Source organism: Arthrobacter sp. 9V (assembly GCF_902506065.1).
In the GTDB taxonomy this organism is placed as follows: domain Bacteria; phylum Actinomycetota; class Actinomycetes; order Actinomycetales; family Micrococcaceae; genus Arthrobacter.
In genome coordinates, this window is record NZ_LR732912.1 from 2,466,922 (window position 1) to 2,481,456 (window position 14,535).

Genomic DNA, 14,535 nt, shown 5'->3' on the forward strand with positions numbered 1-14,535 from the left:
GGATCAGTCATGAGAGGTTCGGCTCAGAACCACCTTCAGGGCGCCCGTTTCCCCAGCACGCGAGAACGTGTCATAGGCGTCCATGATCTGCTCGAGCTCGAAATGATGGGTAGCGAACTTATCTGCGGGCAGCTTGTGTTGGGCCACCAAGCGAAGCAGCATCGGAGTGGTGTTGGTGTTGACCAGTCCCATGCTGATGTTGATGTTTTGAATCCACAGATCCTGGAGGGGCAGCTGGACGGGTTTTCCGTGGACCCCGATGTTGGCTACGTGCCCGCCCGGCCGGACCAGGCGCAGGGCCATGTCAAAGGTCTCCGGAATTCCGACGGCTTCCATGGCCACGTCCACCCCGGCGCCATCAGTGAGGGCGAGAACGTCCGCCATCCATTCGGGGTTGCTGGGATTGACCGTGTGCGTGGCTCCGAAGCCGCGGGATTTGGCGAGGCGGCCCTCGTCCGGATCAATGGCCACCACGGTGGCTGCGCCGTGCAGTCCGGCTGTTGCCATGGCCGCCAGGCCTATGGGTCCCGCCCCCACGATCGCCACGACGTCACCCGGGACCACGTGCCCGGCCTGGACGCCGATTTCGAAGGCCGTGGGCAATATGTCGGAAAGCATCACGGCTTCGGCATCCGTTACGCCGTGAGGAAGTTTGTGCAGGGAGTTCTCCGCATAGGGAACCCGGACGAATTCGGCTTGCGTCCCGTCAATGAGGTGGCCGAAGATCCAGCCGGTTCCAGCTTGTCCTTCATCACCAAGACAATGGGAAAACAGTCCTTTCCTGCAATTGCCGCAATGCCCGCATGACTTGATGCAGGAGATGATGACCCGTTCCCCAGGGCTGAGTGAACTGACCGAACTTCCAACCTCGGTGACGGTCCCCACTCCCTCGTGCCCGAGGATGCGACCCGGCTGGACAGCCGGGACATCCCCCTTGAGGATGTGCAAATCCGTACCGCAGATGGTGGTGGTGTCGATGCGCACGATCGCGTCGGTGGGATGCAGGATCACGGGATCCGGAACCTCTGTCCAGGACTTTTCGCCGGGGCCACCGTAGACGAGTGCCTTCATTGTGTTAGTCCGTCCTTGTAGTGCCTGGCTGAAACACCGGGCGTACGTGATGGCACTGCCGTTCGACGGCGGCACTCGGGTTGGACGTCATTCCAAACCTGCCCGGGTGGCATCGTCGAGCGGACTCCACCATGTCAACGGTGGAGTCACCTCAAAGCGGCGACCAGTCAAAGAGGTAGGAACGATCCGAACAAAATGATCCTTCCGCCCCGCCTGCCACGGGAAAAGCAACAGACCAGCGGTGTCCAGCACTTCTTGGGTCAGTTTGATGCTCTCTGCTGATCCTTTGACCACCACGCTCCACGCGACACCGGAATTTTGGTCTACTCCATCGGCTTCCAACGCTACCGGGATATCGCTGAGGGCAGCGTGGAGCTTACTCCCCTCGCCGGTGCGGAAGACCAGCGTGCCGTGATCTGCTTTGTAATTGATGGGAAAGATGTCGGGATGGTCCTGCGCCCAGACTGCGAGCCGGCCCACGGAGACACTGCGCAGCAGTTCCCAACACTGCTTGTTGTCCAGGACCTCAGCTTCCGGCACTGTGAGTTTGTTCGTCATGGTTTGACCGTAAGTCCGGTGGCGCCAGGGCAACAGGGCACAAAGGCCTACACACACTCGGGGCCATGGCCCGTTCAGAAGTGCCAGAGTAGTCTGGCAGCAAGGAGCCCTTAGGGTCCGTCGCAGGATTTCCAGCATTCTTCGAAAGGAACTTGTGAACGACTCGGAAACACCTGAGCCGCAGCCCAACGTTGTACCGAGGATCCGGATTGAAGACCTCCTCAAGGACTTCGTTGGCCGCGCCGGGGAACTTTTGCAGGCACAGGAAAGAACCCGGGGTCTACTCGAAGCAGTTGTCGCCGTAGCAGAGGACCTGAGTCTCGAAGCGGTGCTCAACCGCGTGGTGACCTCCGCCTGCCAGCTGCTTCAGGCCCGCTATGGGGCCTTGGGCGTCCTTGGCGAGGACAACGCCCTCAGTCATTTCATCACCGTGGGCATAGACGACGAGCTCGCTCAACGCATCGGCCCGCTTCCTACTGGCCACGGCGTCCTCGGACTGCTCATCAGCGAGCCGGCACCGCTGCGCCTCCACGATCTCAGCCACCACCCTAAAGCCTATGGATTTCCGCGACACCACCCACCCATGAAGTCATTTCTTGGGGTTCCGGTACGGGTAAGGGACGTGGTGTTCGGCAACCTATACCTGACCGAAAAGGAAGGTGGCGGGGACTTCACTCCCGAAGATGAGGACCTGGCCGTGGCGCTGGCTGCAGCGGCCGGGGTGGCAATCGAGAATGCCCGGCTGTATGAAGACGCAAGGCGACGGGCATCCTGGCTGGAAGCCTGCATGGACGTTACAGGAAGAATGCTGGGCGGCGAGCAAAGGGACCAGGCTGAGAACTCGGCTCTGGACCTGATCGCGGCGAGAGCCCTCCGGGAGTCAGGTAGCCATCTGGCCTTGATCCTTGTTCCATCCCCGAATGGTACTTACGTAGTTGCCGGCACCGCCGGAGCGCACAGCACCGATTTCGCTGGCGTGTCCTTGGATATGGAAGCCCCCGAAGTCCAGGCAGTTGCAAGCACCGGGAAGCCAGTATGCCTTGATGATTCCCCGAAACTGCTCGGCATTGCTCGTGAAGGAGCCGCAGCCAAACTCTTGATCATCGACCTCAGCGCCCAAGGAGCCCACCACGGCCTCTTGGTCCTTGCCCGCGATCCCGGTACCGGCTGTTTTTCAAAGACCGATGCTGAAATGGGGGCGGTCTTCGGTTCGCACGTTGCCCTCGCACTGGCCCTGGAACGGATTCACCGGCTACGGGAACAAGTAGTGGTCTTCTCCGACAGGGACAGGATCGCCCGGGATCTCCACGACCTGGTCATACAACGTCTGTTCGCAGCTGGACTGAGCGTTCAAAGCCTACGGCATTTCACCACCGGCGAGTCTGCCTTGAGCAGGATTGACGCTGTCACGGAAGAACTGGACACAAGCATCCGCGACCTCCGGAACACCATCTATTCACTGCAGGACAATAGCCGTGAACGAGAGCCGTTGAGCGGCCGCATCCTCCAGTCCATCCAGACCGCTGCCCAGTCCCTGTCCTACGCGCCACATCTAACGTTGGCTGGCCCCGTTGACTCGGTAGATGACGACGCCATCATCAAACACCTGCTGGCCGTCCTGTCTGAGAGCCTTAGCAATGCAGTGCGCCACTCAGGAGCTCAATCGATCAATGTCTCCGTATCAGTGGCCAACGGACGCCTGAACCTGGAAGTCGTGGACGACGGATGCGGGTTTGTGGAGCCTGCCCCGGGAAACGGTCTGGCCAACTTAGCCCGACGTGCTTTGGAGATGAACGGCACCAGTACCATCGTCAGCACGCCTGGCAACGGGACATCCGTGAGATGGTGTGTTCCGCTCAGCTGATCGTTCAGCGCAGGGAACCGGCATCCTCTCCAGGTGTTTGAGCCATGAACACCGCCGCCTGGGTTCTGCGCTCAAATCCGAGTTTGGCCAGCAGGGATGAGACGTAGTTCTTGACCGTTTTTTCTGCGAGGAGCATATCCTCGCCGATTTGGCGGTTGGTCATACCTTGTCCAACATATTCAAGGACCCGTCGCTCTTGGGGCGTGAGGGATGCCGTTCTGGGATCTTCCCTCTTTGGAGCCGTGAGGCCCTGAATGATTCTCGTCTTGACAGCTTCGTCGAACAACGACTCGCCGCCTGCGGCTTTTCGTATGGCGCCGAGGAGGTCTGTGCCCCCAATTTCCTTCAGTACGTAGCCTGCGGCCCCCGCAAGGACAGCGGCGCGGAGGGCTTGTTCGTCGTCGTAGCTTGTCAAAATCAGGCAATTCACTGCAGGGTCGATGGAGCGAACGTCCCGGCATACCTCGATTCCGGTGCCGTCCGGCAACCGGGCGTCCAGAACAGCTACATCGGGACGTAATGCGGGAATCCGGCGGGTCGCTTCTTCCGCCGAACCGGACATGCCGACGACCACGAATCCTTCGCCTTCCAAAAGTTCCTGGAGGCCTCTACGAACCAACTCATGGTCGTCGAGGATGAAAATGCGGATTGGCTCTCCGGGGAAAACGCCTGTGGCCTGGCCTGCTGTTTCCGGGCGATCCATGATTCTCCTGTCCGGCGGCGGATAGCCGCGATATCGAGAGCTCGTATTGTGGCCCTTCCAAATTCTTGCTGACTGCCGGCCCTGCCCACAAGGGCCCAAGGACCCTGCCGCTAGTGGGACTTCAGGCCACGTCGGGAAGTGCTTTCGTGAGGGTCTGGGCTGGACATCATGATCGGGGCCGAGGTGGTTCGGACCGGAGCAAGGACTTTCGACCCTTACCTGCCCTAGGTAACCGGTACAAACTGGCAACAAGGCCCCGGCCGACGTCCGGGGAACCCATCAACGAAGAACGGGCCCAGCCATGAATGAAGCAATCGTCGTCGGCGTCAACGATTCCCCCAGCAGCGAGGCTGCCATGGGGTGGGCCATGCATCGAGCAGCCACCCTGAGGCTGCCGGTACTGCTTGTCCATGCAGTGGACGACCGGTGGGTGTACGACGCCGTGGGGTACAACGAGTGGATCCGGGAATCCGGCGTCAACTTTCTTGCTGCTGCAAGGGACCGGGCCGCCAAGATGGAACCTACCGTCAAAGTGACCACCGATCTCGTCTCGGGCGGAGTCGGATATGCATTGGGCAAAAGGTCTAAAAAGGCAGCCATGGTGGTCATCGGTTCCGGCCATGGTTGGGCCGGCGGCTCCCTGACCGATCGTGCATTACAGGTTGCTGCCGTTGCACATTGTCCTGTCGCAGTTGTCGGTGAGCACGACATGACTAACCGCAAAGGGATCGTGGTGGGCGTGGATGGTTCCGAAGAGTCCACACAGGCCGTCGCGTTTGCCGCGGCCGAGGCCGACCGCCAAGGCCAGGAGCTGACTGTTCTCCATGCCTTCCTCACGCCGGAACCTTGGGTTACCCGCGGTGTTCCCCACACCAACTACTTCGAGGTCATCACAGAAGAGGAGCGCGTAGTCTTGGCCGAGACCGTCGCCGGCTTGGCGGACAAATACCCGGATTTGGTGGTGCATCGGGTCCTCGACACTCACAAACGGCCCGCGGAAGCATTGCTCGCGGCCGGGGCCACTGCACAGTTGCTGGTGGTCGGCAGCCGTGGACGGGGAAGTTTCAAACGGCTCTTGTTGGGCTCGACAGCGCATGCGGTTCTCACCAAATTGCCGTGTCCTACGATTATTGCGCGGATCAGCCCGATCAAGCACTCCGACTGAGAGCAACGCCGGGCAGTCATTTCATGCTTCCTTTTCCGGGGTATGCACTACAAGAACCGGGCAATGTGCGTGAGCGACGCAGGCGGAGCTGACCGATCCCATCAGTAGACCACCGAATCCACCGTGGCCGCGTCTGCCGACGACTATCATTTGCGCTCCGCGGCTGGCTTTGATCAGTCCTTGCCGAGGATGGCCTTGTTCCAAATGGGAGACCACGTTGTCCGGCACCTCAATGCCGAAAGCCTTCTCGACCGACTCCTTCAGCACTTGCCCGGCAGCTTCCTCAAAACCCGTGACACCCACGGCCAGATAGCCCTCGTAGACCGGCGGGAAATCCCAATACGCAATGGCCTCAACCGTTGCGCCCAACGGGACGGCAAGACGCCGGGCCTCCCGGAGCGCCTCGATGGACGCGTCCGAACCATCCACACCCACAACAATCTTGCCCCATGACCTGTCCTGGTCCATGCCGTCCTCCTAGCAGCTGTGACGTTCCTTCCTGCCAGAATGGCGTGAACAAACAACATCAAACAGGGCCGAAGGTCACATTTCCCGAAGCCCATCCCCCAACCACGGACCTGACCTTGGTTGAAATCAGCAGGCTTCCTACCCCGCTTCCTGTAGAACGGCGCCGGCAGGTTCAACGCCGGCAGCCGTGACCGTGACTTTCGGCCCTGTTTCCTGCGACACGCATGCTGGAGGGTAGGCAGGAGGGTGACCGCTCCCGCCACAGGAGTCCACGCGTTCGGACAAACGCCCGCCACCGGAGAGATTCCCGCCCAACTGCATGGGCTGAGTAACCCTCGGCCATCGCCAGAGCATACGGAAACCAGAGGAGCACATGATGGCAAGCTTGCTTGACCCCCGCAAGATTATTGTTGGCGTCGACGGATCCCAAGCATCGGTGGAGGCGCTACGCCAAGGACAGCGTATTGCAGTGGCGCTCAACGCACCGCTTGAAGCGTGGGGGTGCTGGGAGATGCCCTTGGGATACGAGGGATATCTGGCCATGGGCATAGATGGATTTGCCCATGATGCCGAGGAGCAACTCGATAAGGCCGTGGTGGAGGCTTTCGGTACGGAGAAGCCCAGGAACGTCAGTTCCCGGCTGCTCCAACGTTCGCCCCGTGCAGGGCTCGTTGAAGGCAGCAAGCATGCCTCACTTTTGGTGGTAGGCCGACGCGGTCACGGTGGTTTTGGGGGACTTCTTCTGGGTTCGGTCAGTTCGGCCTGCGTCGCGCACGCGCACTGCCCGGTCCTGGTGGTCCACTCCCCCGAAAAGGGCCATTGAGATGACCACCAGGAGGATGTCCCAACCAGCAGTTCGAGGGCGACTGGTTGCCGGGCCTTTGGGCACTGTTGGAGGCCGGAATGCGGCCGTAGGATCTGCACATGACCGACAAAAACACGGTTCCTGAGGCAGAAGTAATCGAACCGGACGATTGTTGGCGCCTCTTCGCCCCTTCATGCTCCGAGCCATGAACGATGAAACCGTCTCGCAAAGAGGTGCAGCATCCCATGCGGTACACGCAGGGAACTTCGCTGCCGTGCTGCGCAAATGGACTGGCGCGTACCTTGGGCAGGATGAGATTGACTGGTGTTTCAACGTTTCCTACAGCGTCATCGCGCGAAGGCTTGGTTTGGGAAGCACCATGGAAGGAAGCGGAAAGCTGGAGTGGCCGGAGATCTCGGAAAAGCTGACGGGCATGGTGACGTCCTACCTTATGGCCAGTATTCAGGAACCTTCCAGTAAGGCATAAATCTCAGCAATACCGGCTATCCAAAAGCTCGTCTTCCTGACGCTTCCCGCCTCTCGGCATAGTGGAAACAAGCAAATAATTTTCACTGCCGATTGGAAGGAGTCCGCCGTGCACGTTCGCGTCAGCCCCGGATCCGTAGCCCTCGACGAGCCCGACGACTGCAACGTTCGCGCCCACGTGGAAGCTTACTGACGAGTTGAAAATGGACGAGTCAGAGGAAATGCCTGAGCGTTAGACGAGGCAAAACTACACGTCGTTGTTCCTGCGGACGCGTCGTGTCGACTCGCCAGATATGTCTAGCCACCTGGCATTGGCTGTTCGCGGAACAGTCACCAGGTGCCAGATAGCGGGTTCATCGTTTGAAGTTGGCATCAAGGTGCCCTCGCTCACAAACAGCGCAGGGCTCATACTGTCACCCGGGGACCACCAGCCTGATGCAGGACAATGTTCACCGGTTAGGGCTCGACGAAATGCGCGCTTCTTCATTGGGTTTACTCACTTATCTGTACTTGGCATCGAGAATGCCGAGTTGACACGGCTTGCACGGAGGATGTCTTCAACACGTTCTATGGCAACTCCGAAGAGAATCTGAGAGCACCTTTCTCCACCACCTTGTAGCCCAACCCCAACAAGGGCCGAAACTTAGACCAGGCGGGTCAGCCAGCCGTGGGTGTCCTCGACGGTTCCGGTTTGGATGCCCAGGAGCTGGGCGCGGATGGCCATGGTGGTTTCCCCGGCCTTCGCATCCTCGGAACCAATGAATTCGGTGGCGTCCATGAGCACACCAATCGGCGTGATCACTGCTGCCGTACCGCATGCGAAGACCTCGGTGATCTCACCGGATGCCACGCCGTCGCGCCATTCGTCGAGGGTGATCTTGCGCTCGGTGACTTCGCGGCCCATGTCCTTGGCCACCTGGATGACGGACATGCGTGTGACGCCCTCAAGGATGGTCCCGCTCAGGGCCGGGGTNGGCGGCGTTGGTCGTAGGCGACCACTGCGGGCATGGCAGCCCAGAGGTCGATTGCCTTCTTCATGTTTGCCTCGGGCGAGGAATCCTCGGCCAGTTCGTGCCGGGCGCCGAGCACGGAGGCAGCCGTGCGGCAGACGTCCATGGGGTGGGCGGTGGTGGGCAAGGCGTCCACGACCGTTTTGACCACGGGGTCCAGGGCGCGGCCTGCGCGTTCCCGGCCCGCGAATTCCGCGAGCTGGGTTTCGTTGGGCAGTTCGCCGTTCCACAGCAGGTACGCCACTTCTTCGAAGCTGCACTTGGCGGCCAATTCCTGGACCGGGTAGCCGCGGTACAGCAGCGAGTTGGTCTCCGGGTTGACCTTCGAGACGGCGGTGTAATCCACCACAACGCCGGCCAATCCTCTACGAACTTCGGGCGCTTGCACTACTTCCTGCTGAATGGTCATCGTGACTCCTTTGTCATTGTGAAGAGCGAGGGCGCTTCAAAGTTGAATACGCCGGTATCGAATTGGTTATAGGCCTCGTAGTCGACGAGTTCGTAGAGGCGCGCACGCGTGAGCATTTCGCCGACGCGTACCTCTTGAGTACCCAGCCTCTTGAGGGTGTTCAGGGTTCCCTCTGCCGCCCGCATGGCAATGCGGAGGAGGGTGACGGGGTAGATGACCATGTTCACGCCAACACCCTGGAGCTGCTCGACGGTGAAGAGATCGCTTTTGCCGAACTCGGTCATGTTGGCCAGGATGGGCACGTCCACGGCGTCGCGGATGGCCTGGAACTCGTCCAGGTCGCGCATGGCTTCGGGGAAGATCGCGTCGGCGCCGGCGTCTACGAGTGCTTTGGCGCGGTCCTGCGCGGCCTGGATTCCGTCGACTGCCCGGATGTCGGTGCGGGCCATGATGAGGAAGTTCGGGTCCCGGCGGGCGTCTGCTGCGGCGCGGATGCGTTTGGTGGCGGTGTCGATGTCCACCACGTTTTTGCCGTCCAGGTGTCCGCAGCGTTTGGGGTTGAACTGGTCCTCGATGTGGCAGCCGGCCAGGCCGGCGTTTTCGAGTTCCTGGATGGTGCGGGCTACGTTCATGGGTTCACCGAAGCCGGTGTCTGCGTCCACCAGGGAGGGCAGGTCCGTCATGCGGGCGATCTGCCCTGCCCGGGTAGCTACCTCGGTCAGGGTGGTCAGGCCGATGTCCGGGAGGCCGAGGTCGTTGGCCAGGACGGCGCCGGAGATGTAGACCCCGGCGAAGCCCTTCTCTTCGATCAGCCGTGCCGAGAGCGGATTGAACGCACCGGGGAACTGCTGCACTATCCCTGAAGACAGCAATTCCCGCAGCTTTACGCGCTTCTGCTCCGGAGTGACTTTGGAGTACAGCATTTAGAACAGTCCCTTCGGAGCTGCCACGAAGCAATTCTTGTCAACGCGGACTTCATAGGTTGGTGTCATCAATTCATCCTGGAATTGGCGGACGGAGAACTTGGCGCGCTCGGATGCCCGACGGGTGTTCCTCAGAGCCGGGACGACTAGTTTCGGTAGAGCAGAAGTGCTTCGCCTTGGCCACCCCCGCCGCAAAGGGCCACTACTGCCCTTCCTGTGCCGCGGCGGAACAGCTCTTTTGCTGCGTGCAGCGCAATCCGCGCTCCGGACGCGCCGATTGGGTGGCCCAGCGCGATGGCTCCGCCGTGTATGTTGCAGCGGTCCAAGGGAATGTTCAGTTCTTTGAGGGATTGCACAGCGACAGCCGCGAAAGCCTCGTTGATCTCGATGAAATCGAGTTGCTCTACTGTCCACCCCGACTTGGCCAGTGCGGATGAGATGGCATGTGCTGGCTGGGAATGCAGAGAGTTGTCTGGACCGGCCACTTGGCCGGGAGCGCCCACAACTGCAAGTATCTGGCAGTTGAGGAGTTTCCGCATTTGCCCGGCTGGTGAGGACAACGGCTGCAGCGCCGTCGGTGAGTGGGGAAGCATTGCCCGCTGTTATGCTCCCATTTGCGTCGAAAGCTGGAGGGAGTTTGGCCAGGGTCTCCACGTCCGTGGCGGGGCGCACCTGCTCGTCATGCTTGAGGACTCGGGGCTCTTCCTTTTTTGGCCTGACGGTGATGGGAACGATCTCGTCGTTGAAGACCCCTCCCTGGGCAGCTTGGGCGGCTCGCCGGTGTGAAGCCGCTGCCACTTCGTCCTGCTCGAGCCGTTCAATTCCGTGAACTTCGTTTCCGCGCTCCGTAAGAATCCCCATGGAGACGGCCTCCTGGGCGTCACTGAGCCCATCCCGAACGAGCGAATCTTCCATGATCCCCTGACCGTAGAGCCAACCCTGGCGTGCCCCCGGCAGCAGGTGCGGACTCCTTGTCATGGACTCCTGTCCCCCTGCCACTACCACTTGGACGTCTCCGGCACGGATAAGGCGGGCGGCGTCAATAACGGCGGTAAGACCCGAAAGGCATACTTTGTTCACGGTCGTTGCGGGCGCTTCGGGCCGAATGCCGGCTTTGAGCGATGTCTGGCGGGCGGGGTTTTGACCTGAGCCGGCTTGGACTACTTGCCCTATCACGACTGCGTCAACCAAAGAGGGATCGATTCCTGCCTTTTCGAGTGCCCCGCTGACGGCAGCCGCGCCGAGATCTACGGCTGTCAGGCTGGCCAGTTGGCCGTTTAGCTTGCCGTGTGGGGTTCTGGCTCCCCCTACGATCACCACGTCGTCCGGTCGTGGCGGGATGTGTTTTACTGGCGAGTGCTTGTTCATGTGTGTCCTTCGGGATAAGTCGTGGGCGTCCGGGATGGAGTTCTCGTTTAGCGGGATGCCATCCGCAGGGCGCCGTCCATGCGGATGGTTTCCCCATTGAGGTAGTCGTGTTCAATGATCGATAGGGCGAGCTGGGCAAATTCCTCGGGGCGGGCCAACCGTTTAGGGAATGTGACGTCTGCGGCGAGGCCTTTGCGCACCTCTTCGCTGACGGACGCCATCATGGGGGTTTCAACAATGCCCGGTGCAATGGTGTTCACTCGTATGCCGAACGGAGCCAGGTCCCGCGCAGCAGGCAAGGTCAGGCCCACGATTCCGGCCTTTGATGCGGCATAGGCGGATTGGCCTATTTGCCCTTCAAACGCCGCGATCGAGGCCGTGTTGATGATGACACCGCGCTGTCCTTGCTCATCGGCGGCCGTCTTCGAGATTGCTTCAGCTGCGGCCGACAGAACGTTGAACGAACCCACTAGGTTGATTTGGACAACTTTCATGAAGAGCGCGGAGTCATGGACTCCTTTGCTGCCGAGGATTCGCATTGTTGGCAAGATCCCGGCACAGTTGACAACCGTCCGGAGAGGGAGTCCGGCTGATGCCTTCACGATGGCAGTGCGGACCTGTCCTGGGTCGGTGACATCGGCGGCGAGGTACTCCACGCCGGCCACGGGCTCAGCGTTCTGGATTGATTCCTCCAGATCCACGGCGAATACCGAGCAGCCATTCAGGGCCAGTGCACGAACGGTTGCCGCGCCCAGTCCAGACGCGCCACCGGTGACGATTGCTGCGGTGTTGTTGATTTCCATTGAGGTGCTCCTCCGTTGGGGTGTGCTGAAGTAGGTCGCGGGGGTATCAGCCGAATGCGGAGATCCCGGTTACCGCCCGGCCGACCAAGAGGGCGTTGATTTCGTAGCTTCCCTCGTACGAATAGATGGCCTCGGCGTCCGCAAAGATTTTCGCCATCTCAAAGTCGGTACTGATTCCGTTTCCGCCAACGATGGACCTGCCAAGTGCAACGGTGCTGCGCATCAGACCTGTACAACTCGCCTTAGCCAGAGCCGCGTGGTCCATGGTGAGCCTCCCCGATTCCTTGAGGCGGGCAAGCTGGATCATAAGAGAGAGCGACATGGTGGCGTTTCCGGCCATTCTGGCCAACTGTTCCTGAATGAGTTGGAATGACGCGATGGGTTTGCCGAACTGTTGCCTCTGCAAGGCATAGGCCCGGGCAACGTCGAATGCTGCAAGCTGCTGTCCCACCGCTTGCCAGCTGACCCAGACCCGGGAGTGCAGGAGAAGGGAATTGGCGTCACGGAAAGTGTTTGTTCCGGGCAGCCAGTTGGTGAAGGGAATTCGAACGTTATCCAAAGTGATGTTGGCGTTTTGGATTATCCGAACGGCGGTCTTGTTGGTGATTGCCTGTGTATGGAAGCCCTGGGTGCCCTTTTCTACGATAAAGCCCTTGATTTGCCCGTCTGCGGTGTCACGGGCCCACACCAAAACGTAATCAGCGAAAGTGGCATTTCCAATCCACCGCTTGTGGCCGTTCAAGATCCAATCGCCGCCGTCTTGGGTCGCCGTCGTCTGCATTTCCCGTGAGATGTCCGATCCGTGCAGCGGCTCTGTGAGGGCGAATGCTCCAATTTTTTTGAGCGACAGCAGCTCGGGAAGAATTCTTCGGCGATGGTCCTCAGACCCGAGTTCCCTGATGGCGGCGGTGAAGAGCTCGTCATGCACCCCGAAGAAGGTGGAGATGGAGGTATCAGCACGGGCGAATTCCATCTGAATCAAGCCCGCTAGCAAATGTCCTTGGCTGTTCAGGCATGTCAGTTGCTGTTCGGCAAGACGGGGAAGGAGTTCGAAGGGGAATTCGGCTCTGTTCCAATAGTCAACAGCTAGGGTCCGTACCTCTTGCTGAAAGAAGTCCCGTGCGCTCTGGAGCCTGGCGTATTCCTCTGAGGTGAGGAGGTCGGAGAGGAACAGAAGGTCGGCTTCAGGGTATGGCGGTAGGTCCTCATGCTGGGCAGTGGGTGTGCATACCGTCGGCATTGCCTCTTTGAGCACTGGCATTTTTCCTCTTTTCTTATCAGGGTCAGCTAATGGTGGATTTGTGCTACTGGAGCTTGCCGATGGATCTGAGTTGTTGTTCGGATATCAGGATCTGGAATCCCGACCCCTTGTCCACCACTTGCCGGCCGAAGCCATGCCCCTGCTCGAGCCAGATGACGCGGCCGTCTGTCGAAACTGTCTCAACGACACCCATACGAAGAATGCGTCGGTCCTGCCAAACATGAACCATGGCTCCGATGAGGATGGTCCAGTCAGTGACCAGGAAGGCTTGGTTCGTCTCCATGTCCGGCCTGTCTCATGTCTCTCAGGTTGGCTGCGGGCGTGCTCTATAGAAATGCGAGCCCTGGTTCGCGGAGCAGAGCAGCGGTGTCGGCCAGCAGCTGAGAACCTTGCTGCCCGTCTATGATGCGATGGTCGAAAGAGAGAGCCAGTTGAAGGATGGACCTTGGTTCGATCCTTTCCCCGCGTTCGTCCTCCACAACCCAGGGAGTCCGACGGACAGTTCCGACCGCCAGAATCGCAGCTTCCCCGGGGTTGAGTATGGGGGTTCCGGAATCGATGCCGAACACGCCGATGTTTGTGATGGTCACGGTGCCTTGGGACATAGCCTGAGGTTCGGTTTTGCCCGCACGGGCCGTAGCTGCCAAGTCTCCAATCGCTCCCGCTAGTTCGAGGAGGCCCATCTGCTGGGCGCCTTTGACGTTGGGAACCATGAGACCGCGGGGTGTGGCTGCCGCGATGCCTAGGTTGATTTGCGCGAATTGCACGATCTCCTGAGCTTCCTCGTCCCAGCTGGCATTTGCTTCCGGCGTTCTTTGAAGTGCCTTCAGGAAGGCACTGGCTACGAAGGTCAGAGGCGTGAGCTTGATTCCTGAGAATTCTCTGCGGCGACTGATTTCGGCCTTCAGTTCCAAAGTGCGCGTGATATCGACGGCGACGAATTCTGTGACATGCGGTGCCGTGAATGCTGACTGGACCATCGCTGCGGCAGTGTGTTTACGAACGCCCTTAATGGGAATTCGGATGTCGCCGGGGGTGACTGCTCCTGCAGAGGCCGGCTGAACTGCAGGAGCGTTGGATGGGCTGACCGAGTGTGCCTCCCTCAGCACATCTTCGCGGGTCCTTATTCCATCGTTACCTGTTGGTTCGATGGTGTGAAGGTCCAATCCCAGGTCTTTCGCCAGCTTCCTCACCGGCGGGCTTGCTTTGGGCCGGCTCACTGATACTGCGGGAGCGTGGCGAAACTGCTTCTCTGGTCCCGTTGTCCGCGACCGCCGTCGTTTGGCCACGGTTTCCCGGGCCCCATAACCCACCAACAGCTTCGGGTTCCGATCATCGGCCACAGATTCCTTCGCATCCGTGGATGGCTGGTTTGTGCTGGAGTTTTCGGTCAACGAGGTCGTTATGCTGATGATCGCGCGTCCCACATCAACTGTTTCGCCCTGTTCGGCCAGCAGTTCGCGGACTTCTCCTGCGAAGGGACATGGTAGTTCCACCAGCGATTTTGCGGTTTCAATCTCCACAATGGCTTGGTTGACCGTGACATGGTCTCCGCTCTTGACCAACCATTTTACGATTTCTGCTTCTGTGAGGCCCTCACCCACATCCGGAAGGGCAAATTCTTTGATAGTCATGGTTCCG

Annotated in this window: 14 protein-coding genes and 2 pseudogenes; 4 read left to right on the plus strand and 12 right to left on the minus strand. The window is 60.0% G+C overall.

Features of this window, described 5'->3' with window-relative positions; genetic code table 11:
- Positions 1-3: 3 nt before the first annotated feature.
- The gene (locus BACI9J_RS11495) at positions 4-1,071 is read right to left on the minus strand and encodes a zinc-dependent alcohol dehydrogenase family protein (RefSeq protein WP_159734498.1); all 1,068 of its coding nucleotides are present in this window, start codon (positions 1,069-1,071) and stop codon (positions 4-6) included.
- A gap of 87 nt (positions 1,072-1,158) precedes the next feature.
- Entirely contained in the window at positions 1,159-1,629 is a 471-nt protein-coding gene (locus BACI9J_RS11500; protein WP_159734499.1) for a pyridoxamine 5'-phosphate oxidase family protein, read from the minus strand.
- Between the two features lie 154 nt (positions 1,630-1,783).
- Between BACI9J_RS11500 and BACI9J_RS11505 the strand changes: the two genes are divergently transcribed.
- Entirely contained in the window at positions 1,784-3,493 is a 1,710-nt protein-coding gene (locus BACI9J_RS11505) for a sensor histidine kinase (protein WP_159734500.1), read from the plus strand.
- Positions 3,494-3,497: 4 nt separating this feature from the next.
- On the opposite strand, the gene BACI9J_RS11510 is transcribed toward BACI9J_RS11505, so the two are convergent.
- Entirely contained in the window at positions 3,498-4,196 is a 699-nt protein-coding gene (locus tag BACI9J_RS11510; protein ID WP_159734501.1) for a response regulator, read from the minus strand.
- Between the two features lie 301 nt (positions 4,197-4,497).
- Here BACI9J_RS11510 and BACI9J_RS11515 point away from each other — a divergent pair, with 301 nt between their 5' ends.
- Complete coding sequence (locus BACI9J_RS11515; RefSeq protein WP_159734502.1) at positions 4,498-5,361, plus strand: universal stress protein; 864 nt, start codon at positions 4,498-4,500, stop codon at positions 5,359-5,361.
- Positions 5,362-5,382: 21 nt separating this feature from the next.
- On the opposite strand, the gene BACI9J_RS11520 is transcribed toward BACI9J_RS11515, so the two are convergent.
- Positions 5,383-5,829, minus strand: a complete 447-nt coding sequence (locus tag BACI9J_RS11520; RefSeq protein ID WP_159734503.1) for a universal stress protein — start codon at positions 5,827-5,829, stop codon at positions 5,383-5,385.
- A 376-nt stretch (positions 5,830-6,205) separates the two neighbouring features.
- Here BACI9J_RS11520 and BACI9J_RS11525 point away from each other — a divergent pair, with 376 nt between their 5' ends.
- Positions 6,206-6,652: a universal stress protein gene (locus BACI9J_RS11525; protein ID WP_159734504.1), complete on the plus strand. Its 447-nt coding sequence runs from the start codon at positions 6,206-6,208 to the stop codon at positions 6,650-6,652.
- 187 nt (positions 6,653-6,839) lie between these two features.
- Positions 6,840-7,121, plus strand: coding sequence for a hypothetical protein (locus tag BACI9J_RS11530; RefSeq protein ID WP_159734505.1), 282 nt, complete (start codon positions 6,840-6,842; stop codon positions 7,119-7,121).
- 642 nt (positions 7,122-7,763) lie between these two features.
- On the opposite strand, the gene BACI9J_RS11535 is transcribed toward BACI9J_RS11530, so the two are convergent.
- The 8 genes and pseudogenes from BACI9J_RS11535 to BACI9J_RS11570 form a co-directional block, all read right to left on the minus strand.
- Positions 7,764-8,093: aminotransferase class IV (locus BACI9J_RS11535; protein ID WP_236558667.1), on the minus strand; the 330-nt coding region annotated here is incomplete at its 5' end.
- 1 nt (position 8,094) lies between these two features.
- Positions 8,095-8,539 (minus strand): annotated as a pseudogene (locus BACI9J_RS11540) (citrate/2-methylcitrate synthase); the annotation flags it as partial.
- Complete coding sequence (gene prpB / locus BACI9J_RS11545) at positions 8,536-9,462, minus strand: methylisocitrate lyase (protein ID WP_159734506.1); 927 nt, start codon at positions 9,460-9,462, stop codon at positions 8,536-8,538. The pseudogene BACI9J_RS11540 and the gene prpB, both read right to left, overlap by 4 nt.
- A gap of 146 nt (positions 9,463-9,608) precedes the next feature.
- Positions 9,609-10,830 (minus strand): annotated as a pseudogene (locus tag BACI9J_RS11550) (acetyl-CoA C-acetyltransferase).
- Positions 10,831-10,877: 47 nt separating this feature from the next.
- The gene (locus tag BACI9J_RS11555) at positions 10,878-11,633 is read right to left on the minus strand and encodes an SDR family NAD(P)-dependent oxidoreductase (protein WP_159734507.1); all 756 of its coding nucleotides are present in this window, start codon (positions 11,631-11,633) and stop codon (positions 10,878-10,880) included.
- A 46-nt stretch (positions 11,634-11,679) separates the two neighbouring features.
- A complete protein-coding gene (locus BACI9J_RS11560) occupies positions 11,680-12,894 on the minus strand; it encodes an acyl-CoA dehydrogenase family protein (RefSeq protein ID WP_236558668.1) in 1,215 nt (404 codons plus the stop codon).
- Between the two features lie 43 nt (positions 12,895-12,937).
- Positions 12,938-13,177, minus strand: coding sequence for a hypothetical protein (locus BACI9J_RS11565; RefSeq protein WP_159734508.1), 240 nt, complete (start codon positions 13,175-13,177; stop codon positions 12,938-12,940).
- Positions 13,178-13,220: 43 nt separating this feature from the next.
- Positions 13,221-14,528 carry a dihydrolipoamide acetyltransferase family protein gene (locus BACI9J_RS11570; protein ID WP_159734509.1) on the minus strand — a complete coding sequence of 436 codons (1,308 nt, stop codon included), beginning with the start codon at positions 14,526-14,528 and terminating at the stop codon, positions 13,221-13,223.
- Between the last annotated feature and the right edge of the window lie 7 nt (positions 14,529-14,535).